Origin of the sequence: Micromonospora parva, assembly GCF_040649675.1 — a bacterium.
GTDB lineage: Bacteria > Actinomycetota > Actinomycetes > Mycobacteriales > Micromonosporaceae > Micromonospora > Micromonospora parva.
This window is the reverse complement of the sequence record NZ_JBEZFX010000020.1, coordinates 1-26,262: the sequence shown is the minus strand read 5'-3', so window position 1 is coordinate 26,262 and position 26,262 is coordinate 1. Positions and strand designations below refer to the sequence as shown.

Annotated in this window: 20 protein-coding genes and 1 pseudogene; 5 read left to right on the top strand and 16 right to left on the bottom strand. The window is 70.4% G+C overall.

Annotation, left to right across the window (positions count from 1 at the left end; all coding sequences use genetic code 11):
* Positions 1-182 precede the first annotated feature (182 nt).
* Together AB0C03_RS31805 and AB0C03_RS31800 are read left to right on the top strand one after the other, a co-directional pair.
* Entirely contained in the window at positions 183-719 is a 537-nt protein-coding gene (locus tag AB0C03_RS31805; RefSeq protein ID WP_357640967.1) for a hypothetical protein, read from the top strand.
* 227 nt (positions 720-946) lie between these two features.
* Positions 947-2,080, top strand: coding sequence for a DUF1996 domain-containing protein (locus AB0C03_RS31800; protein ID WP_357640964.1), 1,134 nt, complete (start codon positions 947-949; stop codon positions 2,078-2,080).
* A gap of 107 nt (positions 2,081-2,187) precedes the next feature.
* Here AB0C03_RS31800 and AB0C03_RS31795 read toward each other — a convergent pair whose 3' ends face one another.
* From AB0C03_RS31795 to AB0C03_RS31720, 16 genes and pseudogenes are all read right to left on the bottom strand, one after another.
* Complete coding sequence (locus AB0C03_RS31795) at positions 2,188-3,141, bottom strand: cyclase family protein (RefSeq protein WP_357640961.1); 954 nt, start codon at positions 3,139-3,141, stop codon at positions 2,188-2,190.
* Positions 3,142-3,254: 113 nt separating this feature from the next.
* Positions 3,255-3,533 carry a hypothetical protein gene (locus AB0C03_RS31790; protein WP_357640958.1) on the bottom strand — a complete coding sequence of 93 codons (279 nt, stop codon included), beginning with the start codon at positions 3,531-3,533 and terminating at the stop codon, positions 3,255-3,257.
* Positions 3,530-3,892, bottom strand: a pseudogene (locus AB0C03_RS31785) (hypothetical protein); the annotation flags it as partial. The pseudogene AB0C03_RS31785 and the gene AB0C03_RS31790, both read right to left, overlap by 4 nt.
* A 399-nt stretch (positions 3,893-4,291) precedes the next feature.
* On the bottom strand, positions 4,292-5,491 hold the full coding sequence (locus tag AB0C03_RS31780) for a helix-turn-helix domain-containing protein (RefSeq protein WP_357641030.1): 1,200 nt from the start codon (positions 5,489-5,491) through the stop codon (positions 4,292-4,294).
* Between the two features lie 109 nt (positions 5,492-5,600).
* A complete protein-coding gene (gene fxsT / locus AB0C03_RS31775) occupies positions 5,601-7,955 on the bottom strand; it encodes an FxSxx-COOH system tetratricopeptide repeat protein (RefSeq protein ID WP_357640955.1) in 2,355 nt (784 codons plus the stop codon).
* A gap of 163 nt (positions 7,956-8,118) precedes the next feature.
* Complete coding sequence (locus tag AB0C03_RS31770) at positions 8,119-9,096, bottom strand: hypothetical protein (protein ID WP_030337662.1); 978 nt, start codon at positions 9,094-9,096, stop codon at positions 8,119-8,121.
* Positions 9,097-9,128: 32 nt separating this feature from the next.
* On the bottom strand, positions 9,129-10,658 hold the full coding sequence (locus tag AB0C03_RS31765) for an OmpL47-type beta-barrel domain-containing protein (RefSeq protein WP_357640950.1): 1,530 nt from the start codon (positions 10,656-10,658) through the stop codon (positions 9,129-9,131).
* Between the two features lie 8 nt (positions 10,659-10,666).
* Positions 10,667-14,611 carry a ThuA domain-containing protein gene (locus AB0C03_RS31760; RefSeq protein WP_357640947.1) on the bottom strand — a complete coding sequence of 1,315 codons (3,945 nt, stop codon included), beginning with the start codon at positions 14,609-14,611 and terminating at the stop codon, positions 10,667-10,669.
* Positions 14,612-14,634: 23 nt separating this feature from the next.
* Positions 14,635-15,639, bottom strand: a complete 1,005-nt coding sequence (locus AB0C03_RS31755; protein WP_030337665.1) for a multicopper oxidase domain-containing protein — start codon at positions 15,637-15,639, stop codon at positions 14,635-14,637.
* 293 nt (positions 15,640-15,932) lie between these two features.
* Positions 15,933-16,772 (bottom strand): amino acid ABC transporter ATP-binding protein, encoded by an 840-nt coding sequence (locus AB0C03_RS31750; protein ID WP_030337666.1) that lies wholly within the window; start codon positions 16,770-16,772, stop codon positions 15,933-15,935.
* 4 nt (positions 16,773-16,776) lie between these two features.
* The gene (locus AB0C03_RS31745; RefSeq protein ID WP_030337667.1) at positions 16,777-17,571 is read right to left on the bottom strand and encodes an amino acid ABC transporter permease; all 795 of its coding nucleotides are present in this window, start codon (positions 17,569-17,571) and stop codon (positions 16,777-16,779) included.
* 102 nt (positions 17,572-17,673) lie between these two features.
* The gene (locus tag AB0C03_RS31740; RefSeq protein ID WP_030337668.1) at positions 17,674-18,492 is read right to left on the bottom strand and encodes a basic amino acid ABC transporter substrate-binding protein; all 819 of its coding nucleotides are present in this window, start codon (positions 18,490-18,492) and stop codon (positions 17,674-17,676) included.
* A gap of 176 nt (positions 18,493-18,668) precedes the next feature.
* Positions 18,669-19,346 (bottom strand): hypothetical protein, encoded by a 678-nt coding sequence (locus AB0C03_RS31735; protein WP_030337669.1) that lies wholly within the window; start codon positions 19,344-19,346, stop codon positions 18,669-18,671.
* 109 nt (positions 19,347-19,455) lie between these two features.
* Positions 19,456-20,367 (bottom strand): sulfotransferase family protein, encoded by a 912-nt coding sequence (locus tag AB0C03_RS31730; RefSeq protein ID WP_357640942.1) that lies wholly within the window; start codon positions 20,365-20,367, stop codon positions 19,456-19,458.
* A 3-nt stretch (positions 20,368-20,370) separates the two neighbouring features.
* Complete coding sequence (locus tag AB0C03_RS31725; protein WP_357640939.1) at positions 20,371-21,390, bottom strand: sulfotransferase; 1,020 nt, start codon at positions 21,388-21,390, stop codon at positions 20,371-20,373.
* On the bottom strand, positions 21,387-22,670 hold the full coding sequence (locus tag AB0C03_RS31720) for a glycosyltransferase family 4 protein (protein ID WP_357640935.1): 1,284 nt from the start codon (positions 22,668-22,670) through the stop codon (positions 21,387-21,389). The genes AB0C03_RS31725 and AB0C03_RS31720 overlap by 4 nt, the downstream gene beginning before the upstream one ends.
* Positions 22,671-22,930: 260 nt before the next feature.
* Here AB0C03_RS31720 and AB0C03_RS31715 point away from each other — a divergent pair, with 260 nt between their 5' ends.
* From AB0C03_RS31715 to AB0C03_RS31705, 3 genes are read left to right on the top strand one after another with little or no spacing between them, the layout of a single operon-like run.
* Positions 22,931-23,893, top strand: coding sequence for a sulfotransferase family protein (locus tag AB0C03_RS31715; RefSeq protein WP_357640931.1), 963 nt, complete (start codon positions 22,931-22,933; stop codon positions 23,891-23,893).
* Entirely contained in the window at positions 23,886-24,665 is a 780-nt protein-coding gene (locus AB0C03_RS31710) for a sulfotransferase family protein (RefSeq protein ID WP_030337674.1), read from the top strand. The genes AB0C03_RS31715 and AB0C03_RS31710 overlap by 8 nt, the downstream gene beginning before the upstream one ends.
* Entirely contained in the window at positions 24,662-26,146 is a 1,485-nt protein-coding gene (locus AB0C03_RS31705) for a hypothetical protein (protein ID WP_357640928.1), read from the top strand. Before AB0C03_RS31710 ends, AB0C03_RS31705 begins: the two co-directional genes overlap by 4 nt.
* Positions 26,147-26,262: the final 116 nt, after the last annotated feature.

Genomic DNA, 26,262 nt, shown 5'->3' with positions numbered 1-26,262 from the left:
CCGTCCCCCGGCCTTCGTGTTCTCCGTGGCGGCAATTCTCTCCGCGTCGACGACGCGGTGCGCTGTTTCTCGGGAATCACGCAACGAAGGTGGGACCGTCCGGCGGAGACGGCCGCCGGTGCGCCGCCCTTTCGTGACCCGCGGGACAACGAAGCGTGATGGTGCCATGGAATGCTGCCGACATGCGGAGAAGACGACGTCAATGGATTCTGCTACCGCTCCCCCTCCTCCTGCTGACCGCCTGCACCCCGGCGGATGAGCCGCTGGTCGCTCTCGCCGTCCAGGATGGCCGACCGGTCGGCGTGCTGGTCACCTGCGACGACGATTTCGCTCAGCTCGACGTGTTCGAGAACGACCACCCCAACGATGCGTCCGCTCACCCCTTCATCAGGTGGAAAGTCACCGGCCGGCCCACGACCGAGGTCGTGGAGGTCGCCCTGCTGGGCCAACCGCCACAGGGCTGGGAGGTCGCTGACCCTGTCGACCTTCCGGCGGCCGAGGCAGGCATGGACGTGGACGTCGAGCCACTCACCGAACTTCGACCCGAGGTCACCTACAGCGTCAGCGGGTCGAGTCGCCGTGACGCCATCTCGGTGGACTTCACCCTCGCGGACCTGCCGCGCATCGGGCCGGACCAGGTGCTCGCGCCGCACGGACGTGACTCGACGAAGGTCGTCTCCCGGGACGCGTTCCTGCGCAAGGCGCGCGACAGCTGCTGACCGGGCCCCGCCGACCGGCCCGGAAGGTGGAGTGCCGCCGCAGCCGCCGATTACAGTTTTTCGAAGAGAGACAGAGAATTGAGACGGAGTCGACATCGAAACGACTCCACAAAGCCGAACAGGCAATCGCTGAGCGCTATTTAAGCGAGAATTAATCGTTTCAGTAGGAAACGAGCAGGGGGCCGACTCGTATTCTTCGGGCTCGGAAGAAAGGTGCGCCCCCATTGATGAATCACCCATCCACCCCTCGACACCGCCGTTGGGTCACCGCCCTGCTGGTGGTGAGCGTGGCGCTCGTCGGCGGCTGCAAGGAAACGCCGGCCGCTCCTGGCGCGTCCGGCCCGTCCAGCGGCACCGGCACCGGCTCGCCCGGCCCGGCCGCGCCGACGGCCACCGCACCGGGCGACCCGTCGGCCACAGCCGGCGCCCCGGGCCCGTCGGCCACCCCGTCCGCGCCGGGCACACCGGCGACCCCGGCGACCAGCACCGCCCCACCCACCGTCTCCGGCGGCTGGATCACCATCGACGCGGCCGCGCAGGCCGCCGCGACGAAGGCGTTCTTCGCCCGCAAACCCAAGCCGGTGACCGGAAACCCGGTCACGGTGCCCGAGTTCAACGTCGGCTGTACGACCAGTCACCACAACAGCGACGACCCGATCGTGCTGCCCAACCTGGTGGGCGCCTCGCACAACCACACCTTCTGGGGCAACAGGTCGACAGACGCCACCTCGACCGCCGAGTCGCTGCGGGCGTCGAAGGCGACCACCTGCAACTCGCCGGACGACCAGTCCGCCTACTGGGTGCCGACGATGTACCAGAACGGCAAGGTCGTGGACCCGAAGGAGGTGACCGTCTACTACGGTTCCCGCCTGAAGGACCCGAGCAGAACCCAGCCCTTCCCGTTCGGCCTGCGAATGATCACCGGCGACGCCAAGAACCAGGTCGACACCCCGGACAAGCAGGGTAACCATTTCTGGTGTGCCGGCATCGGCGGCGAGATCGGCCGCAGCGCCGACAAGACGTTCCCGGTCTGCGCCAAGACCGCGAACATCGTCCGGCAGATCACCTTCCCGGACTGCTGGGACGGCAAGCACCTGGACAGCCCCGACCACAAGGCACACATGGCCAACGGGGACCACACCGGAGCCTGCCCGAAGAGCCACCCGGTGCCCGTGCCGTCGGTGTCCTTCGTGATCTCGTACCCGTTGAGCGCGAACACCGACGGCATCACCCTCGCCTCCGGCACGTCCTTCTCCATGCACGCGGACTTCTTCAACGCGTGGCGGGACGAGGCGCTCGCCGCACGGGTGCGCAACTGTCTCGACCAGGGCGTGAAGTGCGACTCGGCAGGCAACTTCTGAGCTGACCTGGCCCGGCCGACCCTCGCGGGTCGGCGATCGTCGAGGTCTCCGGTGGACGGTTCAGCGATCCTGCCGAACCGGACACCGGAGACCTCCGGCCAGCCGGGTCAGAAGGTGGCGATCGGGTTGACCGGGCTGCCGGACGTGCCGGCGAAGCGGACCGGCGCGACCGCCAGTTGGAAATCCCACTGGTCGAGTTCGGTGGCCGTGGCCGCGCACGCCTCCAGGTCGCAGTTGTCGAGCAGCCACAGGCCCATCGCCACCAGGCTCACGGCGTGGACCGGCATCAACACGGCGTCGTACCCCGACGGCTGAACGTCCTGCGGGGTGTCGGCGCCGATCAGCGCGACGCCGCGTTCGTGCAGCCACGGCAGGCAGGACGCGTGCCAGCCTGCCTGGGTGAAACCGCTGGCCGCACCGTTCTCGTGCCGGAAGCGGCCGTAGCCGGTGCGCAGAAGTACCGCGTCGCCGGGACGCACCCGCACGCCCTGGCGACGCTCGGCCTCGTCCAGATCGTCGGGAAACACCCCCTGCCCCGGCGTCAGCCACGGCACATCGCGGGCCGCCGCCACGTCGAGCAGGACACCCCGGGTGACGATCCCGTCCGCCGCCGCCGTGACGGCCGCCCACGCCGAACCCGTCGCGGCGTCGACAGACGAGTGCGGCCGTCCGTTGTACAGGGCGCCGTCCCAGAAGATGTGGCACGGCGAGTCGAGGTGGGTGAGGGTGTTGCCGTGAAACGTGATGCCGAGCCGCTCGGACGAGAAACCCCAGTGCCGGTCGGCGTGGAAGTGCGCCGGCATGTTCTCGGCGCCCGGCATGTCGGCGGCGCACGGGCAGACCGTCGTCGACCGGTCCATGTCGCCCGGTACGGCGACCTCCCACGCGCAGGACACGCTTCTGCCGTGGCGTACGGCCCGCGCCGCCGCCAGCCGCACGTCGTCGGTGATGTGGTTCAGCGTTCCGCGCTCGTCGTCGTCGCCCCACCGTCCCCAGTTCGACAGCGTGTCGAAGTATCCGAGCACGTCGTCCTGCGTCGGGATCGGTCGCCCAGTCGTCATCCCCGCATCGACTCCTCCGGTCACGTGGTGCGCGGCACCGCGGGTCAGGGTATCCGGCCGCGACACAGGCACAGGCCGGGTGGCGGCACGGGTCCGGCCAGGGCGTCGGTCGACTAGGGCTCGGCTCGGGCGGACCGGCACTGTTGCTGCACTGCTGGATTCGGCAGCTCGGCATCCCTGGTCCAGCCGAGGAACCGGCGGTGCAGCACCCCGGCCGGTGTCCACGGCATGTCCTCGGTCGCCTGCACGAGGTAGGACCCGAGGTAGAGGGCCAGCGACACTGGCGCATCCGCGTACTCCGCGCGTAACTCGCGCTTGCGGGTCCGGCAGGGCCAGGGCAGGCCGCAGCCACCGCAGCTCCAGATCGGCATGACCGGGCCGTGCACGGTCACCGCACACCCGCCAGGAAGCGATCCGTGATCGCCCGTGCCTGCCGGCTGGTCGCCCAGTCGACCTGCCAGCACGGGTACGGCGTGAGCCGAGCCCACCACGCCCGGCAACCAACACACATGCCGTCCAGCCCTCGGACGTGCACCGCGAGGATCGTCTGCTCCTGGCCGCCGTTCATTCCTCGTCCACCTGCGGCCAGTGCCCTCGACTGATCGGGATCCGGTGCCGGCCGCGACAGGGCAGGTCGGCTCCGCAGCGGCAGACACGCCGCCAGAGCTCCCACGACCACACCGGCCGATGCCGCCGGGCAAAAGTCAACGCGGTGGCCGAGAGGTACTCGTCGTACGAGACGCGCCGGCCGCTCACGGTTGACCGGCTGAACGAGTTGGCCGCGCGTCGGGTCACCGGAGGTCCTCCGGCCGGCGCGCGCTGAGCTGGTCTGCTGATTCGTGATGGCCCGGGCACCGCCGCAGTTGCCTCGCGTGGTCGAGTAGACGCTGCTGCGCCGCTGCCTGCTCAACGTCCTGGTAACGCTGCCCGGTCCCGGGCGGTGGCGGCGGCTGAGGCCGCCGAAGCAGCCACCGCATCAACGCACGCAGCTCAGACCAGATCGACACAGACTCGCCCCCTCGATCGACCAACAGGGGCGGCGACGAGACTTTGTCAGGTCTCAACCAGGCACAGACTCGCCGCCGCCAGTGACCGGGACGCTACGAGTGGTCACCGGCTGCGGCAGGGAGAGTTTGTACCTCGGGGAGAGTTACCCGATCATGCCGATGGCGAGAGCCAACTCTCGGGCATCCTCACCGACCGTGCCCGGCCGGTTCGACAGCTCCAGGGCGACAGTGCGGGCGTACGGGTTGTGTCGTACCGTGTCGACGCTCTCCCGCAGTGCCCGGCCGAGCAGGTGCACCGCCGCTACCTCCCCCCGGTCCAGCATGTGCGCCCGAGCGGCATCGATCAGCGCGGCGGCCCGGCGGGTCTGCGAGGGCAACGCCCGATAGTCGGTGGTGTCGGCCCGCCGCACCGCCTCACCCGTGCGACACAGGTCCGTCTCGATGGAGACCGCGTACGCCGCACACGCCGCCGATCCGAACATCAGCCACGGATGGACATAGCCGTCACCGAGCCGGCTGGCGGCCGAGTCGGCGGCATCCCACGCCCGCCACGCCCGACCGGCCCGGCCAGCCTTGCTGTGGCCCAACGCGATACCGAGCTGCACCTGACCCCACCGCGCCAACTGCTCGCCACCCGCCGCCGGGTCAACCAGACCCGCCGCCTCGACCAGCACCTGCTCGGCGGCGTCCACCTGATTCGCGCCCCGATAGACGTGCGCGTAGTACCAGGCAGCCACCGCCATCGCCGCCGGGTCGTCCGCGTCCTTGGCCGCCGACATCGCCCGGTCGGCAGCCAGCCACACCAGCTCCGGCAACGGCTGGTGCGCCAGATACAACTGCACCAGGTGATACACCCGCGCCAACTCCACCGACGCCAGCCGACGGTCCCCGCCGTCAAGCATCCGGGCACTCCGCTGCGCGTTCGTCAGCAACCCCGGAAGCACCGCCGCCACCGCCGTACGCTCGGTCGTCGACCGATGCCACAGCCCCCACGCCTGATCCACCAGATCGCGCATCACGGCAACCGGCGTCACCGCGCCCACCGGCGCCGACGCTTGCTGCATCACCGCAACCACCTTGCCGACCTCAGAATGCCCAGCCCTGGTCACCGACGCCACCGGCAACGACTGATCACCGGTCAGCTGCGCAAGATCCGGGATGTCGAGCACCTCGGCCAGCCGTAGCAGCATGGGCAGGCGGGGCGGCAGTAACCGGCCATTCTCCAACGCCTTGACCCACTCCGCGCTACGCCCGACCAGCCCGCCAAGAACCGGCCGAGTCTTTCCCGCACGCTCGCGATACATCCGTAGGCGCGCACCAAAGGTCGCGGAGTCGCTCATCATCGCCTCCCAGGTAGCGGTCTGGGCAGCGGACCACCAGCCGTTACGCCTACGGACCACCACAGTCGACGGTACTCCCGCCTACTCGGAATCGATGGAACACGCGGCAACGTCAGCCCCAAATGAACCCGCGCGACTTCGGCAGGCTCGCGATGTTCGCTTGAGCGGTGCGCGTGTAGGGATGTTCCGGCCCAAGGACACGGGTGTAGTCCGACACGACGGCGCTGAGGATCAGGCGGGCCCGCTGACGCCGCCCGGCGGTTGCCAGGGCCAGGCCGAGGTTGCGCCGGGCGTTGAGTGACGACGGGTGATCGATGCCGAGGACGCGCTCCCGGTCCACGACCGTTCGCTCGAACAGCGCTAGTGCCTCGGTGTGACGTCGACCGGCGAGCAGCGCCCGTGCCAGGAACAAGCGGAGTCGGATCGCCCGCGGGTTGTCATGCGGTAGAACATCGTCCGTACGTCGCACGAGATCACGGAGCTGGTCGATCGCCTCATCGTGTCGACCAGCGGCGGAGTACGCGGCCGCGCGGTACTGCGGCCACCAACTGTGGTGGATGTCGGCCCGTTGCTCGTCGGTCTCGAGTGTCGCGTTCTCCTCATGCAGTCGGACGCCTTCGTCGGCCCGTCCCGTCCGCACATAGCTGCGTGCCAGCTCACCCCGAGCGTTGATCGTCGATCCATGGTCAGGGCCATAGACCCTCAGGTTCTCGGCGAGGTTCTCCTCGAACAACGGGACGGCTTTGGCGAAGTCGCCCATCGAGCGGTAGGTGCTGGCGAGATTGATCCTCGCGCCCATGGTGGATGGCGCGTCCTCGCCGCAGACACGAATGCTCTCGACGAGGTTGTACCGATGGATGGTCAAGGCGCGGTCCAGTTGACCCCCGGATTCACAGCAGTAGCCCAGGCGGTTGCGGGCGCTCACCGTACTCGGATGGTCGAGGCCGGCCAGGCGTATCCGGTCCGCCAGGGCCTGCTCCGCGTAGGGGACAGCCTCATTGTGACGGTCGGAGGCCACATAGGCGTCCATCAGTGCCTGTCGAGCCATGGCGATGGAGTCGTCGTCAGACGGCGCGAGCGTCCGGTGCTCGGTGAACACCGTGATGCCCGTGGCAACCGCGCGGCTGAACTCCCCCATGCTGGTCAGCCGTTCGACGCTCCACCGCCGCAGCCGCAACAGCTCGACGCGCATCTCATCGTCCTCGCCGTCACTCACCAGAACCGTTTGCGTCTCGGCCCAGACCTCGGCGATGTGGTCCACCAGGTCGACGCCGGACGAGGGTTGCGCTTCCGTGGCACGGGTCAACAGCGTCAAAGCATCCCGGACCACGTCGCGGATTCGTCCCTCCGCTCGGGCCCGCGCCAACACCACCTGGCGGGTGAGCCGATGCATCGCCACCCGTGTGCCGGTGACGTCAAAGCCAACAACGGAGGCGTTCGCCAGCCCGCCCAAGGCCTCATCGACGCTCGCCGGCTCAGTGTGGAGGTTGCGCAGTAGGTCACGACGAACTCCCGCCTCCGACAGCACGGCCATGAGATCGATCAGACGGCGGACCAGCCCGTTCGGATCGCTGTCCTCAACCTCGTTGACGGACAGCAGCGTGGCTTCTTCCAGAGTGCGTGGATAGTCGTCACCGGGCACACGGGGAAGCAGCGACCTCAGTGGCATCGATCGAAAACCGGCCAGGTACTCGGCGAACGACCACCGGTGGCGGCGGATCACGGCACCCGCCTGCGCCAGTGCGAGCGGCAGTTGACCCAACTCTCGCGCGACCGGCGCGGCGGCCCCCGGGTCGTCGAGGCCAGCCCGCGAGCACAAGAACGTCACCGCCTGCACGGGCGTGAAGACCTCGACGTGCACCGTGACGCCGAAGACAGCGAACTCCTGATTCGTTGTCGTGATGAGCGTGTGGACATTTCCGCGCTGCGGCATCCACCGAGCGATCGCGTCGGCATCCAGCGCGTTGTCGAACACGATCACGGACCGTTCCGGTTCGTTCTCAAGCCAGCGGAGTGCGGTGCGCGCGGCCGGCTCGGTGTCGACAACCTCGTCCACCACGCCCGCCTGCCGCGCGAAGTCAGCAAGCGACGTGACCACGGCAGCGACGTCGTCCGCGACGACCCAGACCACCCGGGGGACGTTCGCGCGCAATTGGTCGCGCACGTGCGTGGCCGCGAGATGCGTCTTCCCGACCCCACGCCCTCCCATCAGTACGCACACCTTGCTGGTCGCCAAGACCGTCCCGACCTCAGCCAACAACTCCGCACGACGCAGGTGCGACACCGGCTCACGCGGGACGTCACCGACGACGAGCGGGCCGCGTGAACCCCGATTGCCCCTCACCGCCGCAGCGGGCGGGGTCGACACAGACGAGGCGGGCGTTCGTCGCAATTGCAGGAAAGCGGCAACGGTCCCCAGAACGGCGAGGGCCGCGCTCAACGCGCCGATGGCTACCTCCGCATCCACGGCATCTACGGAACCACAACCGGTAGCGACTCGGGTACATCCGATCGATCACCGTCGTGGCGGTTGACGCGGCACCGCTCATGCTTCCCGACGCCCAGCCTCTCGGCGTGCCGCCGGGCCGGACGCCTGGATGGCGTCCGGCCCAGCGTGCGGGGTGGAGCTACTAGAGCCGGGCAGCGCCCGCCTCGGTGGCCTCCTGTACGGCCGAGGTACGGCGTACCTCGGCGCGCTCGTCGCCGGCCTCCTCGCGGTCCGGTGCGGCCACCCGCGCCGCCCGGTTGGTGGTGGCCGCGGCCTGGTCGCCGGTCACGCCGCCACGGATCCGGTTGTTCGCGGCGACCTGGGCGGCCGGGTCGTTGGACGTCACCGCCAGCTGACCGTTGATGATGTTGTCGTCGACCGTGACGCCACCGGTCGTGCTGGTGACGCTCACGTCCCCGCCCCAGTAACCGCCGGAGGCGCAGCTGTCGAGGGTGCCGTTCGGGCCGAGCTGCACACCACCCAGGTTGCCGGCGAAGGTGGCCCGGCCCTGGACGGCACTGCCACACACCACGCTGCCGGTGGCGCTGTTGAGCACCGACAGCGTGCCGTCGACGAACGAGTCGTGCAGGTCGGTGTAGTAGGTGCCGGTGCTGCTGACGTTGCGCTGCACCTGGGTGCCCCGGTCCAGCCGGACCTCACCGGCACTGACGTTGACGTGCCCGCTGACCGTCGAGGCCTCGGCGAAGAGGAAACTGTCGATGGTCGTGGAGCCCTTCGGCCGGACGGTGAGAGTGCCGGTGCTCGCGTCCTTCAGAAAGATCCCGTAGCCCCCGGCGGCGAGCACCACCTGGCCGGCGACTGTCGTCTCGGTCGCGTCCAGGTACCCGTCGGCCGCGACGCGTACCTCGCCGCTGATCCGGCCACCGGTCACCACCAGGTTGCCGCCGGCCGCGACGGTGACGTTGCCGGTGATCGTGGTGCCGGTCAGCGCGCAGGACTCGCCGGCGGGCACGAGCAGGTCGTTGGGCACGGTGACCGCACCGCCGGTACCGATGCAGTGGGTGACCAGGTCGGCGTGTGCGGTGGGCGCCACGGCAAGCACCGAGGCCGCGATGACGGCGCTCACGGTGGCCAGCTTGGCGACGGTACGTCCGGGCATCGTGTTTCTCCCTGTCGATGAGGTTCGAGGACTCATGCGCCGACGTCCGATCGGGCCGCGGCCCGGACGATGGCGCCCTGCTGCCGCCGGTCGAGCGTGCCACCCGTCACCAGCGCGGTGGTGACCGCTTCGACGTGTCGGACGAATTCGGCGTGGCCGGGGTAGTCGGCGTGTTCGTCGATCAGATCGTTGATGGTGCAGCCGTTGCCGGTGTCGACGTTGCGGACACCGGTGTCGTCACCGTCGATGACCACCGTGGCCCGGGTGTCGGACTCCGGGCAGGCGTCGGTGCCGTCGGCCACCACGGTGAACGTCGTCGACTGCTCGGCGGCGGCGTTCCCGGCGGTGTCGGTCGCCCGGAAGCGCACCGTGTGCGCCCCGGTGGCGCGAACGGTGACCGGAGCCGAGTAGGCGGTCCACGCACCGGTGTCGAGCGCGTACTCCACGCTCGCCACACCCGAGTCGGCGTCGGTGGCGGTGACGGTCACCGTCGCGCCGCCGACGTACGCGCCGTCGTCGTTGCGGTCACCGGTCACCGTGGCGGTGACGGTGGGTGGGGTGGTGTCGGCGGCCTGCGGCTCGACGACGGTGAAGTGTTCCATCTGCTCGGCCGAGGTGTTGCCGGCGACGTCGGTGGCCCGGTAGTGCAGCATGTGCATCCCGACCGCGGTCACGACGATCGGGTTCGTGTACGCGGTGAAGGCCGCTCCGTCCAGCGCGTACTCGATGGTGGCGACACCGGATCCGGCGTCGGTGGCGGTGAGCGTGGCGGTGGCCGTACCGACGTAGTTGCCGTCGTCGTCGCGGTCGCCGGCCAGCGTGGCCTTCACCTCCGGCGCGGTGGTGTCCTGCTCCCCGGCCTCGACGATCCGGAACTGCACCGAGCCGACCTCGCTGGTGTTGCCGGCCTGGTCGGTGGCGCGGAACTGCACCGCGTGGTCGCCGACCGCTGTCACCCGCACCGGTTCGGTGTACGGGTGGAAGCTGGTGTCGTCGACCTGGTATTCGACTGTCGCGACCCCCGAGTCGGCGTCGGTGGCCGTCACCGTCACGGTGGCCGCGCCGAGGTAGTTGCCCTCCTGGTCCTGGTCGCCGGAGACGGTGCCGGTCACTGTGGGCGCGGTGGTGTCACCGCCACCACCGCCGTCGGTGACCACCAGCTCGCCGACCATCGAGCTGTGGCCGGGGATCGAGCAGAAGTACCGGTACCGGCCCGGGGTCAGCGTCACTGTCGCCTGGTGGCGGCCGTCGTTGGCGTCGAACGGGCTGGCCAGGATGTTGACTGTGACGTCGTGGTTGTAGCCCTCGGTGCTGGTGTCGAAGGTCAGGGTGTGCGGCATCCCGGTGGTGTTGCCGGTGGCCGCGCTGTTCTCCCAGATGATCGTGGTCGCCCCGGCCACCGCCGTGGTGGGCGCGGACTTGTAGCGGGTGATGCTGTCGTCGGCGGTCCAGGTCAGCACCTGGTCGGCGGCGACGCGCGGGGCGGCGGAGGCGGGCACCGCTGCCAACGGGATCACCGTGAGCAGGAGCGCCGCCAGCGCGGCCTTCAGTCGTCGGGTCATCGTCTCTCCTAGAGTTCCCGCACGCGGATGTTGCGGAACTCGGCCAGGTCGTTGTCACCGTGGTTCTGCAGGCCGATGAAGCCGCGCAGGAACTGCCGCAGGTCCGTCGGTGGGTCGCCGGCACGCGACGACTGCTTGCCGGGTGTGTTGTCGAACTCGTTGATCACGACGCCGTTGCGGATCATCGTGTAGTGCTGCCCGACGGCGCGGATCTCGTAGTCGTTCCACTCGTTCTTCGGGGTGACGCCGGCCTGGGCGAGCGGCACCGGGTCGAAGTTGTAGACCGAGCCGGTCTTCTGCGGTTCACCGGTGTCACCGTCGTAGATCTGGATCTCGTGTCCGCAGTAGATCGCCATCCAGGCCTGCGAGGTCCGGGCCGAGCCGACGGTGCCGCAGCTGCCCGGCGGTCGCTGGTCGAGGGGGGTTCGCAGGTCCGGGAACCGGATGAAGACGCCGGTGTTGGCCCGGCCGGTGCCCGGGGCAATGTCGCGGAACTGCACCTTCAGCGAGAAGTCGCCCAGCTCCTTGGTGTGCCAGAGCATGCCCATGCCACCGCTGGAACGCAGCGACCCGTCCGGTTCGATGCCGAACTTCCCGTCCGGCGCCTGCTGCCAACCGCGCAGCGACTCGGCGGTGCCGTCGAAGAGCGGCTCGTACCCGGTGTGGCCGTCCCGGCCGATCTCCGACGCGGCGGCCAGCCGGGTGAGGGTGCCCGACTCGCGGGTGTTGAGCAGGTCGTCGTCCTGCAACGCGCGGGCCACAGCGGTCACGTGCCGGACGAAACCGTTGTGGTCGGCCCAGGTGCTCTCGTCGTCGATCAGGTCGTTGGCCGTGCAGCCCTGCCCGACCGTGCGACTGGGCACCCCGGTGTCCGTGTCGCCGAGCCACACCGTCGGCCGGTCGTCGGGCACCGCGCAGCCCACCGTCACAGTGGTCTGCACCGTCGCCGTCTCACCGTCGGCGTAGGTGACGGTCAGCTTCGCGGTGTAGGTGCCGACCCGGGCGTACACGTGCCGGGGGTCCGCCTCGGTCGACGTGGCGCCGTCGCCGAACTCCCACCGGTGGCTGACGCCGCCGGAGCGGGAACCGGTGAAGGCCACGGTCAGCGGCTTGTTCTGCACGGCGACCGACGTCGCCGCCGGTGCCGGGGTGGGCGCCCCGCCGGTGTAGGTGATCCGGATCAGTTTCTGGTTGGCGTGCAGGCTGAAGAACCCGCCGCCGTAGTCGAGCAGGTAGAGCGCGCCGTCCGGGCCGAACTTGGCGTCCATCCAGCTCTGCAACCTGGTGTCGCCGTTACCGCCCGGGATGATGGCCCGCAGCGACTCGGCGTACACCGGTGGGGCGGCCTGTGGCACGCCGGCCGGGTCGACGGTGACCGCCACCCGGTTGGCGGCGTTCGACTGGTCGCCGATGAACCACTTGCCGTCCCAGTGCTCCGGCCACGCCACGCCGCTGTCGGTGTCGACGAGGTCGCGGTGGTACGTCGGACCGGACATGATGGCCTGGCCGCCGCCGCGCAGGTACGGCTGGGTGTAGGTGGCGTCGGCCGCGACGTAGGTCGGCAGGCCGCTGCCGTCGGTGCGCTTCGGGAAGACCGGGCCGCCGCCGTCCGGCGAGTACCAGATCATGTTGTCCCGGGCCGCCGGGATGTCCTCCAGCCCGGTGTTGCGCGGCGAGGTGTTCTTCAGGTTGTCGCAGTCGTACCAGCCGGTGAGCACTGTGGCGTCGGTGTTGCTGCGGTCGCGGTACGGCTGCCGGTTGCCCATGCAGTACGGCCAGCCCTGGTTGCCGGCCGAGGTGATGATGGTGGCCGTCTCGTACTTCGCCGGGCCGAGGGTGGGGCTGGGCGACGAGGCGTCCGGGCCGACCCAGCCGGCGGTCAGCCACTGGTGCTTCGGGTCGACCTGGAGGCGGGCGATGTTGCGCACGCCCATCACGTAGATCTCCGGTCGGGTCTTCTCGGTGCCCGGCGGGAACAGGTTGCCCTCCGGGATGGTGTACGTGCCGTCCGGCTCCGGGTGGATCCGGATGATCTTGCCGGCGAGGTCGTTGGTGTTACCCGACGTGCGGCGGGCGTCCTGGAACGAGATCCCCTCGTACTCCTGGGTCCAGTTGTTGCCGGCGTAGCCCTGCGACCCCTCGGAGGAGTTGTTGTCGCCGGAGCCGACGTAGAGGTTGCCCTTGGCGTCGAACGCCATGCCGCCACCGGCGTGGCAGCAGCTGTGGACCTGCACGGGGAACTGCAACAGGTCCTTGCGGGTGGCCTGGTCGATGGTCTGCGCCTGACGGTCGTAGGTGAACCGCGAGATGGTGCGCTGACCGACCCGCTTCACCCGGTCGACCGACTCGTGCGGCATCCAGTAGACGTAGAGCCAGCCGTTCTCGGCGAACGCGGGGTCGGGCACGATGCCGAGCAGGCCCTCCTCGTTCTTCACCAGCTCGGAGCCGCTGCCCCGGTTGCCCATCACCTCCAGGGTGGTGAGCAGCTTGACCTGCTTGGTCCGCGGGTCCCAGGAGTGGATGGTGCCGCAGCCCAGGCCGACGTTCGGGTTGTTCCAGTCCGCGATCGGGCCGCTCGGGCAGGCCGCCTTGCCGACGTAGAAGACGGTGCCGTCGGGCGTGATGGTGAGCCCGTGCGGCTCGCCGATCTGGTCCAGCTGACCGGTCTGGTTGGCGGCGGTGAGGCGCTCCACCTTGTAGTTCGACGCGATGGTGGCCTGGCAGTCGCCGCGTACCCGACCGGTGGTCCAGTTCAGCGCCCCGGTGAGGTGGGTGCGGAACGCCTCCTCCCCGTAGCTGCCCTCGGTGTGGCCCATGCCGGTGTAGAACGACCGGCCGCCGTCGTAGTCCCGGCACCAGGACACCGGGTGGAACGGGCCGTTGGCGGCCGCCCCCGGGTTGTAGTGCCGCTCCTCGACCTGAGCGAGCGTGTGCACCGTGCCGATCGGGTTCGGGTCCCAGTTCTCCCAGCGGTCGGACCGGGTGATGGTCATCGGCAGCGACGCGGTGGCCGGGTGCTTGCGGTCCAGGATGTTCACCACCGCGCGGTTCACCGCGGGCGGCTCCGGGGCGGTGGTGCTGCCGGTGAACAGGCGCAGGTCGGCGAGTTGGACCAGCGGCTCTCCGCTGTTCGCCGTGACGTTGAGCCGGTAGCGGGTGAACTCCTGCGGCGTGGCGATGTCGAACCGGCGGGTCTGGAAGCGGTCCGGGAAGATCTGCCCGGTGCGACGGTCCAGGTCGGTCCAGCTCTGCCCGTCGGTGGAGCCCTGCAGGGTCCAGTCCTTCGGGTCCCGGCCGGCGGAGTCGTTGGCCGAGGTGAGCGCGTACCCGGTGACCCGCTTCGGCGCGGCCAACTCGTACGCCACCCAGCCGGTCGGGGTGCGGACCAGCCATTTCGTGTTGGCGTCGCCGTCGGTCAGCTTCTCCTTGGTCTCGTTGGGCGGGTTCTCGCCGCTGGCGGTCACCCGGGCCACCGGCTCGGCCACCGGGATGGCACCGGCCGGGCGGGTGCCGATCAGGCCGGTGAACCAGGTCGAGTCGACCTGGGCGCGGGCGGCGTCGGCGATGCCGACGAAACCGCCGCCGGCCTTCATGTAGCTCTGTAGCGCCGACTCCTGGTCGCGGTTGAGCGCGGCGCCCGTCGCGGAGAGAAAAACCACGCTGCGGTACGCGGACAGCCCCGCCATGGTGAACACACCGGGGTCGGTGGTGGCCGTGACATCGATGTCATGACCGGCAGCAAGCTGTTTGATGGTGTCGACCGCACGGGACACCGGGTCCTGCTGCTCGGCCACCGGCCCGTGGAACACCAGGACAGCTGTCCTCTGTGGTTGCGCCGCCTGCGGGGCGGCGGCCGTTCGTGGCGCGGCGGCGGCCGCGGCCGTCGTCGTCGCCGGGAGCAGTGTCGCGAGGGCCGCTAAGGCGGCGAGGGTTCGTCGTAGGTTTCTGGTCATGCCCGTCCCCACTTTCGGTTCGGTCAGCTTCCGTGCGTGTGGGTGTGGCCCTGGAACCGGTGGATGGCCTCTTCGGCGCCCGGCGGCATGCTGCCGTCGGCGTTGCGCACCAGGAAGATCCCGGCCATGCCGCCGTCGGAGTGCGTCTGCACGTGGCAGTGGTACATCCAGGCGCCGGGTCCGACACCCTCCCCGGCCAGCACCTGGAAGCCGAACGAGCTGCCGGGGTTGAGGTCCTTGTTGTCGACCACCAGGCTGGGGTCGCTCGGCCCCTCCAACATCCCGGTGCGGTTGTCCGCCCACCGGTGCGCGTGCAGGTGGAAGGTGTGGAACAGGTTGCCGTGGCCGATGGCGATCCACTCGACGCGCTCGCCCAGGTTCGCCTCGAACATCGGGGTCGCCGGTGCCATCTTGTTGTTGATCATCATGTCGTGGAACACGGCGGTGAACTGCTTCGACGGCAGGATGTCGCCCCGCCGCCGGACGATCAACGCGCCGTAGAGTCCCTTCGCGACACCGCCGGTGCCGTGGTCGGTGCCCATCGCGTGATCGTGGTAGTGCCAGTAGCCGGCGCTGCCTGGCATGTACCGCCGGCCCGCCGCGGCCACCATCTCGTGCGAGCGCCAGACGTACGTCCGGGTCTCACCGGGGTTGTTGAACGAGGCGTTGAACGGGCTGCCGTCGGATTCGGTGCTGTAGTCCACCCCGTGCGGGTGGATGGAGAGCCGCTGGTCGGTGGTGTTGACCAGGGTGATCTCCAGGGTGTCACCCTCGTACATCTCCAGGATCGGGCCCGGAACGGTGGCCTGACCGGGTGCCAGGCCGTACCCGAACAGGTTGCCGGGCAACTGCTCGGCGTAGATGGTGATCTTCTTGGTGACACCGGCGGCGGCCCGGGCGGGGCTGCCGCCGAACGCGCTGCCGATCGCCGGGGCGGACGCGCCCAGTGCCCCGGCGGCGAGCGCACCGGTGGCGATCAGCGATCTACGGGACAGGTGGCGGTGAGGGCCACCAGCGTGATCGTCCATGGGTCTCCGTTCCCGACCGGGCGAAGACGCGACGAGGGCAGGGTGCATCGACCCGAGCACGGGGGCGGTGGCACGACTGAGGGTGAGGCTCGTCGCGTACTTTGCTCGGAAGACTCAAAGCTTTCGATGGATGACAGCAACTTATGTAATCCATCGACGAAAGTACAGCTCTGATTGCAAAAAGATTACCTTGACATCACGATGTCTGTCGATTGACATGAAGCTGACACACAAGCGGACGCCGGGCTGCCGTCACTGCGGCAACCCGGCGTCAGCCGTCCGGAAGATGTGGATCAGAGCTGGTGGCGGTCGTCCGCAGGCAGGCTCGGGGCCTGCGGTGGCTCGGGCGCCTGGTCCGGCTGGCCGAGCTGTGCGACGTGGGTCGGGTCGAGGACCCGGGAGAGGAACGCGCGGGTCCGTTCGTGCTTCGGCGCGCCCAGCACCTCCTGCGGCGGCCCCTGCTCGACCACCACCCCACCATCCATGAAGACGACCCGGTCGGCGACGTCGCGGGCGAACGCCATCTCGTGGGTGACCACCATCATCGTCATGCCGTCCTCGGCCAGCTTGCGCATCACGGTGAGCACGTCGCCGACGAGTTCCGGGTCGAGCGCCGAGGTCGGCTCGTCGAACAGCATCAGCTTCGGCTCCATCGACAGCGACCGGGCGATCGCCGCGCGCTGCTGCTGCCCACCGGAAAGCTGGGCCGGGAAGGCGTCGGCCTTGTCGGTCAGCCCGACGCGCTCCAGGTTGGCCCGGGCGATCCGCTCGGCCTCGGCCCGACCCCGCCGGAGCACCCGACGCTGGGCGATGGTGAGGTTGTTCAGGACGGTCAGGTGCGGAAACAGGTTGAACGACTGGAAGACCATGCCGATACCACGGCGAACCTGGTCGATCTCGACGTCCGGGTCGGTCATCTCGACCCCGTTCACCCAGATCGTGCCGGCCGTCGGCTGCTCCAGCAGGTCGACGCAGCGCAACAGTGTCGACTTGCCGGAGCCGGACGGCCCGATGACGCAGACCACCTCGCCCTGGCCGACCTCGAAGTCGATGCCCTTGAGCACCTCGAGCGGACCGAAGGACTTGTGCAGGTCGCGGATCTCCACGGCGGGGCGGGAAGGCGTGGTCGTCATGGGGTCACCGAGCCTTCGCGTAGCGGAGTTCGAGGCGTCGTACCACCTGCGACAGCGGCAGGGTGATCACCAGGTAGGCCAGGCCGGCCACCAGCAGTGGCGTCGCGTTCACCCGGTCGTTGAGCATGTCCCGACCGAACTTGGTGATCTCGATGGTCTGCGCCGTCACGCCGAGCACGTAGGCCAGTGACGAGTCCTTGGTGAGCAGGATGAGCTCGTTCGTCAGTGGCGGGATCACGATCCGGAACGCCTGGGGGATGACGATCGTGCGCATGGCGGTGAAGTGCGACATGCCGAGGGTCCGCGCCGCCTCCATCTGCCCCTTCGGCACGGCCTGGATGCCGGCCCGGATGGTCTCCGCCATGTACGCCGCGGCGGTCAACCCGAGGCCGATCGCTATCGAACCGAACACCCCGCCCGGAATCTCGCGCTCCGGGAAGGCGATCGGGATGCCGTACCCGACGAGGAAGAGCACCAGCAGCGCGGGCAGACCCCGGAACAGCTCGATGTACGCCGTCGCCACCCAGCGGTACGGCGCCACCCGGGACAGCCGCATCAGCGCCAGGATGGTGCCGAACACGAGGCCGAAGGCGAACGCGCCGAGCGTGTAGAGGACCGTGTTGCGCAGCGCCACGGTGATGATCGTCGGGAACATCGACGTGATGATGTCGACGCGGAAGAACGCGTCGGCCAGCCTGCCCCAGTCCGCGGCGAAGGCCACCACGGCGATGACGGCGATGAAGATCAGGTACTGGATCCCGAGGGACAGCCGCTCCCGCTGGCGGCGTCGCAGCTTCACGTTGGCTCGTTGCCTTCCCGGAGGTCTACCGACACGGAGGGCGCGCGGGACGCGCGCCCTCCGGTACTACGTGGTGCTCAGGCGCTCGGCCGGCTCTGCGGCTCAGGCGTTCGGCCGCTTGCCGATCCACTTCTCGTAGATCGTGTCGTACGTGCCGTCCTGCTTGGCCTTGGCCAGCACCTCGTTGATCTTCTTGAGCAGCTCCGGGTTGGCGTCCTTCTTGACCGGGAAGCCGTACTGCTCGCCGGTGTCGAACTCGGCGGCGACCTCGAACCCGCCCGGGTTCTTCTTCAGGTACTCGGTCCAGACCGGCAGGTCGTTGATGGCGGCCTCGACCTGGCCGTTGGCGACGGCCTGCTGCAGGGCGGCGAGGTCCTCGAACTCGACCAGCTTCAGGCCCTTCTCCGCCTCGAGCTTCTTGGCGTAGTCACGACCGGTGGTGGCCGCCTGGACGCCGAGCTTCTTGTCCCGGAGGTCGTCCAGCGACTTGTACGTCTTGCCGGTCTTCACCAGCATCGCCTGGGTGGCGTCGAAGTAGGGATCGGAGAAGTCGATGACCTTCTTCCGCTCCTCGGTGATCGTCATGCCGGCGGCGGCCGCGTCGCACTTGCCGGTGTTGAGGTCCTGGCCGGACTTGATCCCCTCGAACGGGGTGTCGATGATCGTCTGCTCGACGCCGAGCTCCTTGGCGACCAGGTCCATGATCTCGACGTCGAAGCCGGTCACCTTGCCGCTCGCGTCCTTGGACTGGAACGGCGGGTACGGCAGGTGGGTGCAGACGGTCAGCTTGCCCGCCGCGACCAGCTTGACGCCGCTGGCCTGGACCTCACTGTCGTCCTTCTTCGCGCAACCCGCGGTCAGTGCGAGGGCGGCGACGGCCACGACGAGGCCGGCCTGACGGACGGCGCTTGGGAACCTCACGGCTGTGTCCCTCCGATTCGGCTTCCCTTGCACAGAAAGCCAATCTGGTTCATAGACTTTGCGATAAGCGACCGTACCCGATCGGGCGCGTCGCCCCCAGATCACGCCGTGGTCACCCGGGCGACGCGACACCTGGGTCACCGCCGGCGAACCGGACACTCACGCAGCAACCTGCCTCAACCACCGGTTCCCTCGGCCGCCCCGTCCGGGGTGAGGGCCCCACCGTGCGGGTCTGTGTCCAGGAACACGTGCTGGTGGCCGTGGCCGGCGTCGACGCTGACCTGGTCGAGCTGGGTCGCCGCCACCGACCAGATCGTCGCGGCCTCGGCCGCCTGCCGGGCCGCGACATCCAGCACGGCCGCCCGCTGCGCGGCCGGAACGCCGGCGGCCAGCGCGTACGCGTCGACAGCCAGCGACGCCTGCTGGACCGCTGCGCGCAGCCCGCCGCGCGCCACGTTGGTGGCGGTGGTCCCCGACGGCGGGTCGGCGAACGGTTCGGCCGCCCGGCGCATGACCTCCTGCCACTGGCGGGTCTGCGCGGCGTCCGGTGCGCGTCCGCCGGTCGTCTCCGTCTTGATGGCGGCCAGGACCGGGGCGACCTGGTCGCGGACGCGCCGCGCGGTCTCGGTCAACTCCACGATCTGCTGGGCGTCCCGCTTCGCCTCGGCCTGCTTGATGCTCGCGATGGTCGCCTCGGTGGCGTCCGGACGGCCCACCTGGTAGCCGACCAGTCCACCGAGCAACGCGGTAACCAGTGCGATCACGCCCGCGACGGCCGCGTACCGCGCGGTGCGGCGACGACCCACAGCGGCAGTGTCCAACTGGTAGGAGGGTCGGCCGGTGCGGCGCGCCATCGCATCTCCTCACATCGATGGGGTGGGGCCAAAGATTAGCCGCCCCTCGTGACGTCAGTCGATAGCGCCGCCGATACCCGCACCGGCACACCCGTGTCGGCGGGAACCGCTAGACCGGATAGCCCCACTCGACCAACGGCTTCTCCAGCACCCGTTCGATGGCGGTGACCTGCGCCGGGCTGAGTTCGTCCCGGTACGCCTCCGCCCGGCCCACCGTGAAGTCGTACCGGGAGAAGCCCTTCTCGAAGGCGGTCGACCAGCGCAGACCGAGGAAGTCGAGCATCCGGGCGACCTGCTCACGTGGCTGCTCGACCAGGTCCTCGTAGCGCACGTCGAGCCACTGGTCGGCCGGGTGCCGCAGCCGGGCCTGGGCGAAGGCCTCCATCAGCATCTTCCACCCGAGCGCGGCGAGCACCGGGAACGAACGGCCGGACTCGATCCACTCCTCCCGCAGGTCGGACGGGAGCGGGCCGTAGATCCAGTTGTCCGGCCCGCGCCACCCGTCCCACCAGCCCATCTGGAGCCACGAGTTGGCCACCGCGCGGCCGTCGCGGACCACGTTGACCACCCGCAGATCCGGGTACGCGGCGTGCAGCAGACCGGTGCGCGGCCACCCGGTGACGTGCTGCACCAGCTGTTGACAGCCCTGCCGGGCGATCCGCTCGTCGAAGAAGGACCGCAACCGCCGGGACACGAACGGCGTCAGGTCCTCGGCGACCAGGTCCCGGCACGGCCGGGAGAAACCGGCGAGCACCTGCCGGTCGAGCAGGTGGTACGCCTCCGACGGCGCCACCCGGAGCCGACCCCGCTCCAGCAACCGTCGACTGTGTCGCAGCGAGGTCATCCCCGCCGGGCGTGGTGCCGAGCGCCGGTAGAGCAGGCCGTTGAACCGGCCCTTGGGGTTGAGCCGGGCCAGTTTGTCGTCCAGGCCGGAGACGAAGCCGACAGCGGGATGCCGGGAGAGCAACTCCTGGACCAGTGTCGAACCGCAGCGACCGGTGCCCACCACCAGTGAGAGCATCGTTCAGCCTTCCTGCCGGGTGGCGGGTGACGGGGAGACGGCCGGGTCCGCGGCGCGGCGGACGGCTGACGAGGTGGCCGCCGGGCGGCGTAACGGGTAGCCGAAGCGGGTCAGGGCCACGGCGGTCAGCCCGGTCACCACCGCGTACGCGCGGGTGGTGAGCCCGGTCAGCCACTCGGTGTCGGCGACCACCTCGACCAGCCCGGTGCGGTGCCGCGAGGGGTTGCCGGCCACCGAGTGGGTCGGCCGGAGCCGCACCGTGGCCGGCGTCGGGAACGGAAGCTCGTCGGGGGTCGCGCCGACGAAGCCGGCGATCTGGGCGGTGGTGCCCGCCGGGTCGGCCACGAAGTCCTCGTACCGCACCCGCAGGTAGCGGGCCGGCGCACCGCGGCGACCACCCCACAGGCGTACGGTCGCGGTGTTCCAGACCAGCCAGAGCAGCGCGGCCTTGCCGACGGGTGGTCGGCTCATCAGCTGGTCGTCGGCCGGACCGTCCAGGAGGCGTCGACGACGCCAGGAGTACGCGGTCGCGCGCGGGTCACGCACCACGTGCAGGACGTACAGGTCGATGCCGGGCAGGCTGCCGAGCAGGGCGCCGTACGGCGGCAGCTTGGAGGAGTCGACGATGACACCGTCGGACCGGCCGGGCAGTGCGTGTTCGGCGATCGAGGCGTAGAGCCGGGCCAGGTGCCTGTCATCGGGGTGGCCGGGGACCGGCGGCTGGCCGCGACGGTGGCGGCGCAGCAGCGCTGGCAGCCGCCGCAGCCGCAGCCGCTGGGCCAACCGGGCGGCGATCCCGGCCGGGTCGGCGTCGCTCAGGTCGGCGCGCACCCGGGCCCAGAGCGGGCAGTCGACCACCGGGGAACCGCAGCCGCACTGCCGGTTCTCCAGGATGCCGCGCCGCCACAGGTACCGCAGCTCGCCGGCCGCGAAGAAGCCCGGCAACTGGCCCAGGACTGTGGTCACCAGGGTGCTGCCGCTGCGACCGCTGCCGGCGAGGTAGAGCACCCGTACCCGGCTCACCGGGCCGCTCCCCCACCGGCCGTGGCACGACCGGTCCGCCGCCGCGCCGGCAGCGCCGCGGCGGCCTCGGCGTACAGCCCGCGAATGCGCTCCAGGTGCCGGTCCGGCGCGAACTGGGCGGCGATCTTCGTGCGGCCGGCCCGGCCCATCCGGTACGCCCGCTGTGGGTCGGCCAGGATGTCGGTCAGCGCGGCGGCGAGGGCGGTGGGCTCGTCGGCGGCGACGATGCGCCCGTCCACCTCGGACTCGACCAGCTCGGGCAGCCCACCCAGATCGGTGGTCACCACCGGGACACCGCAGGCGAAGGCCTCCAGCACCGCCATCGGTTGGTTCTCGTGCCACCGGGACGGGACGGCGACCACCGCCGCCGACCGGATCAGCTCGTGCAGGCGGGGCTTGTCGAGCCGACCGTGGAACCGGACCCGGCCGGGCACCCGCCGGGCGGCGAGCACCTCCAGCTCCGGGCGGGCCGGGCCGTCCCCGGCGACGTCCACGCCGACCCCGTCCGGCAGCGCGGCGGCGGCCTCGATCAGCACGTCGACGCCCTTCTCCGGGGCCAGCCTGCCGGCGAAGACGACACCGCCGCCGGGCGTCTGCTTGGCGGTGACACCGGTCAGGTCGACGAAGTGGTTGACCACCCGCAACCGGTCCGGGTAGACGCCCGCGCGGCGCATCACGTCGGCCAGGAACCCACTCGGGCTGACGAAGAGCTGCACCGGGTCGTACGCGTTGAGCCGCCGGTGCAACCAGGACTCGACGGCGAGCAGTCCGCTGCGTGACAGCGAGCCGTCCTTGCAGCGGCGGCGGGCCGCCTGCAACGGGCCACCGGTGACGCACGCCTGGCAGGGCCGGCCCCGGTCCAGCAGTTGGTAACTCGGGCAGGCGAGCTTGTAGTCGTGCATGGTCAGCACGCACGGCACCCCGGCGGCGCGGGCCGCGGCGAGCACCGACGGGGAGAGCTGGTGGTAGATGTTGTGCAGGTGCAGCACGTCCGGCCGGAAGTCGTCGATCACCTGGGCCAGCCCGCGCCGGCTCGTCGGCGACCACAGCATCCGCCCGACGGCCACCGCCCGGGGCCGCACCCCGCTCGGCGCCGGCTCCAACTCCACTTCGGACGGGAACCGCGCGGCGTACGGCAGCGGCGACTCGTTCTCCGGGTGGCTCATGCCGAAGTAGGCGACAGTGTCGCCGGCGGCCCGTTGCAGGTCGGCGAGATCGAGCAAGTACCCCTCGGCACCGCCACGGCGGTAGAGGAACTTGTTCACATGCAGCACGCGCATCGACTCGGCCTGCTCACGTCGATCGGGCGAATCGGGCCCCGAGGTGATGACCGGGATCCGCCCGCCCCGGCCACGGCCCACGGTATGCAGGCCGGGTCAGCGAGTCCAGTTCACATTAGCCATGTGGCTGAACGGGTGATCTTCGTCTGCCCGTGCGGTCCGCAGCCTGGCCTCCCGCCATGATCTCCCGATAGCCTGGCTGCCGCCGGTCGTACCCGCTCTGCTGCGGGGCCGGGCCGGTGCCCCGACAAGGAGGACCCGTGGCAGCCGACGACGAGGTCTCCGCGCTCGCGTACACCGCGCGGCGGGTCCGGCGGCACCTGCGCTGGGCGCGTACCGAGGGGATCGGACGGCTGATCGAGGAGGACCGCCTCAACCCGGTCGACCGGATCGGCACGGCACTGGCGAAGCGACGCTGGCGGCGGCGGGCCGGCAGCACGCCCGGCTCGGCGATGCCGGTCTACCTGGTCGGCCTGCAACGCTCCGGCACGAACATGCTGGTCCGCGGCCTGGACGCCACACCCGAGGTCGAGGTCCGCAACGAGAACGACAGCACCCTCTTCCACCGCTTCCAACTCCGCCCGGACCCGGTGCTGACCGCCGTCATCCAGCGCAGCCGTCACGCGTACGTGCTGGTCAAGCCGCTCTGCGAGAGTCACCGGGTGGACGAGTTGCTGGCCCTGCCGGGACTGACCCCCGGGCGCGCGCTCTGGGTCTACCGCGACGTCGACGACCGGGCCCGCTCCGAGGTCGCCAAGTTCGGTGACGCCAACCTGCTGGCGCTGCGGGCGATCGCCGACGGCAGCATCGGGCGACGGTGGCAGGGGCAGCGCCTCGACGCCGACGCCGTCGAGCTGATCCGGGCCCACGACCCGCAACGGTTGGATCCGCACAGCGGCGCGGCGCTGTTCTGGTACGTCCGCAACTCGCTGGTCTTCCGGCTCGGCCTCGACCGGCGCAGCGACGTGTTGCTGTGCCGCTACGACAGCCTGGTCGCGGACCCCGCCGCACAGCTCCGGCGGCTCTGCGCCTTCCTCGACTTCCCGTACCACCCACGGCTGCACGCGCACATCGGCCCCCGCCAGTCGCACGGTCCGGCGGAGCACCGGCGGCTGCCGATCGACAGGCGCGTGCGGGCCCGCTGCGACGAGCTGACCGACCGGCTCGACCGCGCCGCGGCCGACGCCCGACCCGAGACCACGAAGGCGGCCGACAGTGGCTGAGACCGGAACCCGTACCGCGCCGATCTTCCTGGTCGGCTGCCAGCGGTCGGGCACCACGATGGTGCGTCTCGTCCTGGACTCACACTCGCGGATCAGCTGCGGCCCGGAGACCCGGTTCCTGCCCGACCTGCGACGGATCGTCGGCCGGGACTGGGAACGGCTGGCCCGCTTCGGGTTTCCGCGCGAGGACTGGCTGCGCCGGATCCGGGACTTCTTCGGCGGTGTGCACGCCGACTACGCCGCCGCCCGGGGCAAGGCCCGGTGGGCCGACAAGACCCCGCTGTACGCGATGTCGCTGGACTTCGTCACCGAGGTCTTCCCGGACGCCCAGATCGTGCACCTCATCCGGGACGGCCGCGACGTGGTGGTCTCGCACCGCAAACGGTTCGGCTACTGGTCCGCCGTGAAGTGCGTGGTGAAGTGGCCGCGCTACATCCGGGCCGCGCGGGCGGTCGGCGCCACCCTGCCGGCGGACCGCTACTACGAGCTGCGCTACGAGCAGGCGGTCAGCGAGCCGGAGAAGACGATGCGGGCCTTGTTCGAGTTCCTCGGCGAACCGTGGGAGGACGGCATCCTCGACTACGACAGCAAGCAGCACGACGTGGCCCAGAAGTACACCACCGAGGCGGAGCGACGACGGGCGGCGGCGAGCGTCACCGAACCGATCTACGGCTCCCGGGTGGGCACCTACCGCCGCGAACTCGACCCGTTCCTGCGCCTGCTGGTCTGGGTCTTCTCCGGTCCGACCCTGCGCGCCCTGGGTTACCGGTGACCCGCCCGAGCCGGCGGCGCGCGATCGCCACCGTCGCCATCGCCGCCACCCTCCTGCTCACCGCCGGCTGCACCGGCGGCGACAACGATCCGCCGCCGGCCGCCACCCCCTCCGCGACGGCGGCACCCGCAACCGGCGCGCCGGCGCGCACCGGCGAGCAGGTGAGCAACCCGTTCGGCGCGCACTGGGACTGGTCGCGGTTTCAGCAGTTCGGGCCGTACCTGCGCCGGCTCGCCGGTTCGGCGACGTACGAGGAGATCTCCTGGTGCGAGATCGAACGGACCCCCGGTAAGGCGGACTGGGCCGGGCTGGACGAGATCGCCACACGCAGCCGGGACCTGGGCATCACACTGCACCTGAAGATCCGCACCGGCGTGTGCTGGGCGACCGGTGGCACCGCACGCTACACCCGGGGCGCGGCCAACAAGACCGAGTCGGCGATGCCCACCGACCTCGGCGCGTACCAGCGGTTCGTCGGCGAGGTGGTGCACCGCTACGGCCCGTACGGGGTGCGGGAGTACGCGATCGAGAACGAGGTCAACGCGCCGAGCTACTGGGCCGGCAGCCCCGAGGACTACGCGCGGCTGGTCCGGGCCGCCGCCGAGACGATCCGCGCGACCGACCAGAAGGCGCGGGTTGTCGACTCCGGCATCAGCAGTGTCGCGTACGGCATGGGTGTCGCCGACCGGCTGCTGCGCGCCGGCCGGGTGCCCGAGGCCGTCGCCGCCTATCAGGCGTACTTCCAGCGTCGGGTCGGCACCCGGGGGCAGCAGATTCCGGCGGTGACCGGGGAGGCGCAGCTACGTCGGGCGCTCGGCACCGAGACCAACAGCCGCAACCTGCGTTTCCTGGCGGTGACCGAGTCGCTGCTGACCGACCGCACCGTCGACGTCCGGCAGGTGCACTTCTACGAGCACTTCAGCGGGGTGGCCCCGCTGCTGGACTACCTGCGCGCCACCACACCGCCGGGCACCCCGATCCAGGCGTGGGAGGTCGGTCAGTTCTGGCGCGACGGCGACGGCGACCCGGCCAGCCGGGCCACGGAGATGGTCAAGACGGTCACCCTGCTGGCGGCCGGTGGGATCGGTGAGATCAGTTGGTTGCCGTTGGCGTACAACCCGAACAACGCGGCCGGCAGCGAGGTCCGCTACGGCCTGCTCGACCCGGACGGCACCGAACGGGAGGCCGGCCGGATGCTGGCGGCCCTGGCCGACGCCGCCCGGGACGCCACCGTCACGCCGCTACCCGCCTCGGTGGCCGGCAGGCTGAACGGGGTCGCGTTCGTCCGGGGTGGTCAGAGCACGCTGGTGCTCTGGTCGGCGTCGAACACGCCGGTGACGGTGCCCGCGGCACCGGGCGCCCGGGCCGGGGCGGTGGGTTCCCCGCTGGGCGTGGCCGGCGGCGGCACCACGATCACCGACGTGCCCGTCCTGCTCCGCGCCGACCAGCCGGTGGACCGGGTCCTCGCCGCCGTCCGCTAGGGCCTGTTTCATAAGGGCGGCCGAGCCGAGGCGGAGTCCGGGCGGCGATCCGGCAAGGCGCGGTTTCGTCCGGATACCGGTGTCGTATCCGGACGAAACCGCAACGCCGCCGGTCG

Coding starts and splice junctions, on each gene's coding strand:
- AB0C03_RS31805 (WP_357640967.1), top strand. CDS start 183: ATGCGGAGAAGACGACGTCAATGGATTCTGCTACCGCTCCCCCTCCTC.
- AB0C03_RS31800 (WP_357640964.1), top strand. CDS start 947: ATGAATCACCCATCCACCCCTCGACACCGCCGTTGGGTCACCGCCCTG.
- AB0C03_RS31795 (WP_357640961.1), bottom strand. CDS start 3,141: ATGACGACTGGGCGACCGATCCCGACGCAGGACGACGTGCTCGGATAC.
- AB0C03_RS31780 (WP_357641030.1), bottom strand. CDS start 5,491: ATGATGAGCGACTCCGCGACCTTTGGTGCGCGCCTACGGATGTATCGC.
- AB0C03_RS31770 (WP_030337662.1), bottom strand. CDS start 9,096: ATGCCCGGACGTACCGTCGCCAAGCTGGCCACCGTGAGCGCCGTCATC.
- AB0C03_RS31765 (WP_357640950.1), bottom strand. CDS start 10,658: ATGACCCGACGACTGAAGGCCGCGCTGGCGGCGCTCCTGCTCACGGTG.
- AB0C03_RS31760 (WP_357640947.1), bottom strand. CDS start 14,611: ATGACCAGAAACCTACGACGAACCCTCGCCGCCTTAGCGGCCCTCGCG.
- AB0C03_RS31755 (WP_030337665.1), bottom strand. CDS start 15,639: ATGGACGATCACGCTGGTGGCCCTCACCGCCACCTGTCCCGTAGATCG.
- AB0C03_RS31750 (WP_030337666.1), bottom strand. CDS start 16,772: ATGACGACCACGCCTTCCCGCCCCGCCGTGGAGATCCGCGACCTGCAC.
- AB0C03_RS31735 (WP_030337669.1), bottom strand. CDS start 19,346: ATGGCGCGCCGCACCGGCCGACCCTCCTACCAGTTGGACACTGCCGCT.
- AB0C03_RS31730 (WP_357640942.1), bottom strand. CDS start 20,367: ATGCTCTCACTGGTGGTGGGCACCGGTCGCTGCGGTTCGACACTGGTC.
- AB0C03_RS31720 (WP_357640935.1), bottom strand. CDS start 22,670: ATGCGCGTGCTGCATGTGAACAAGTTCCTCTACCGCCGTGGCGGTGCC.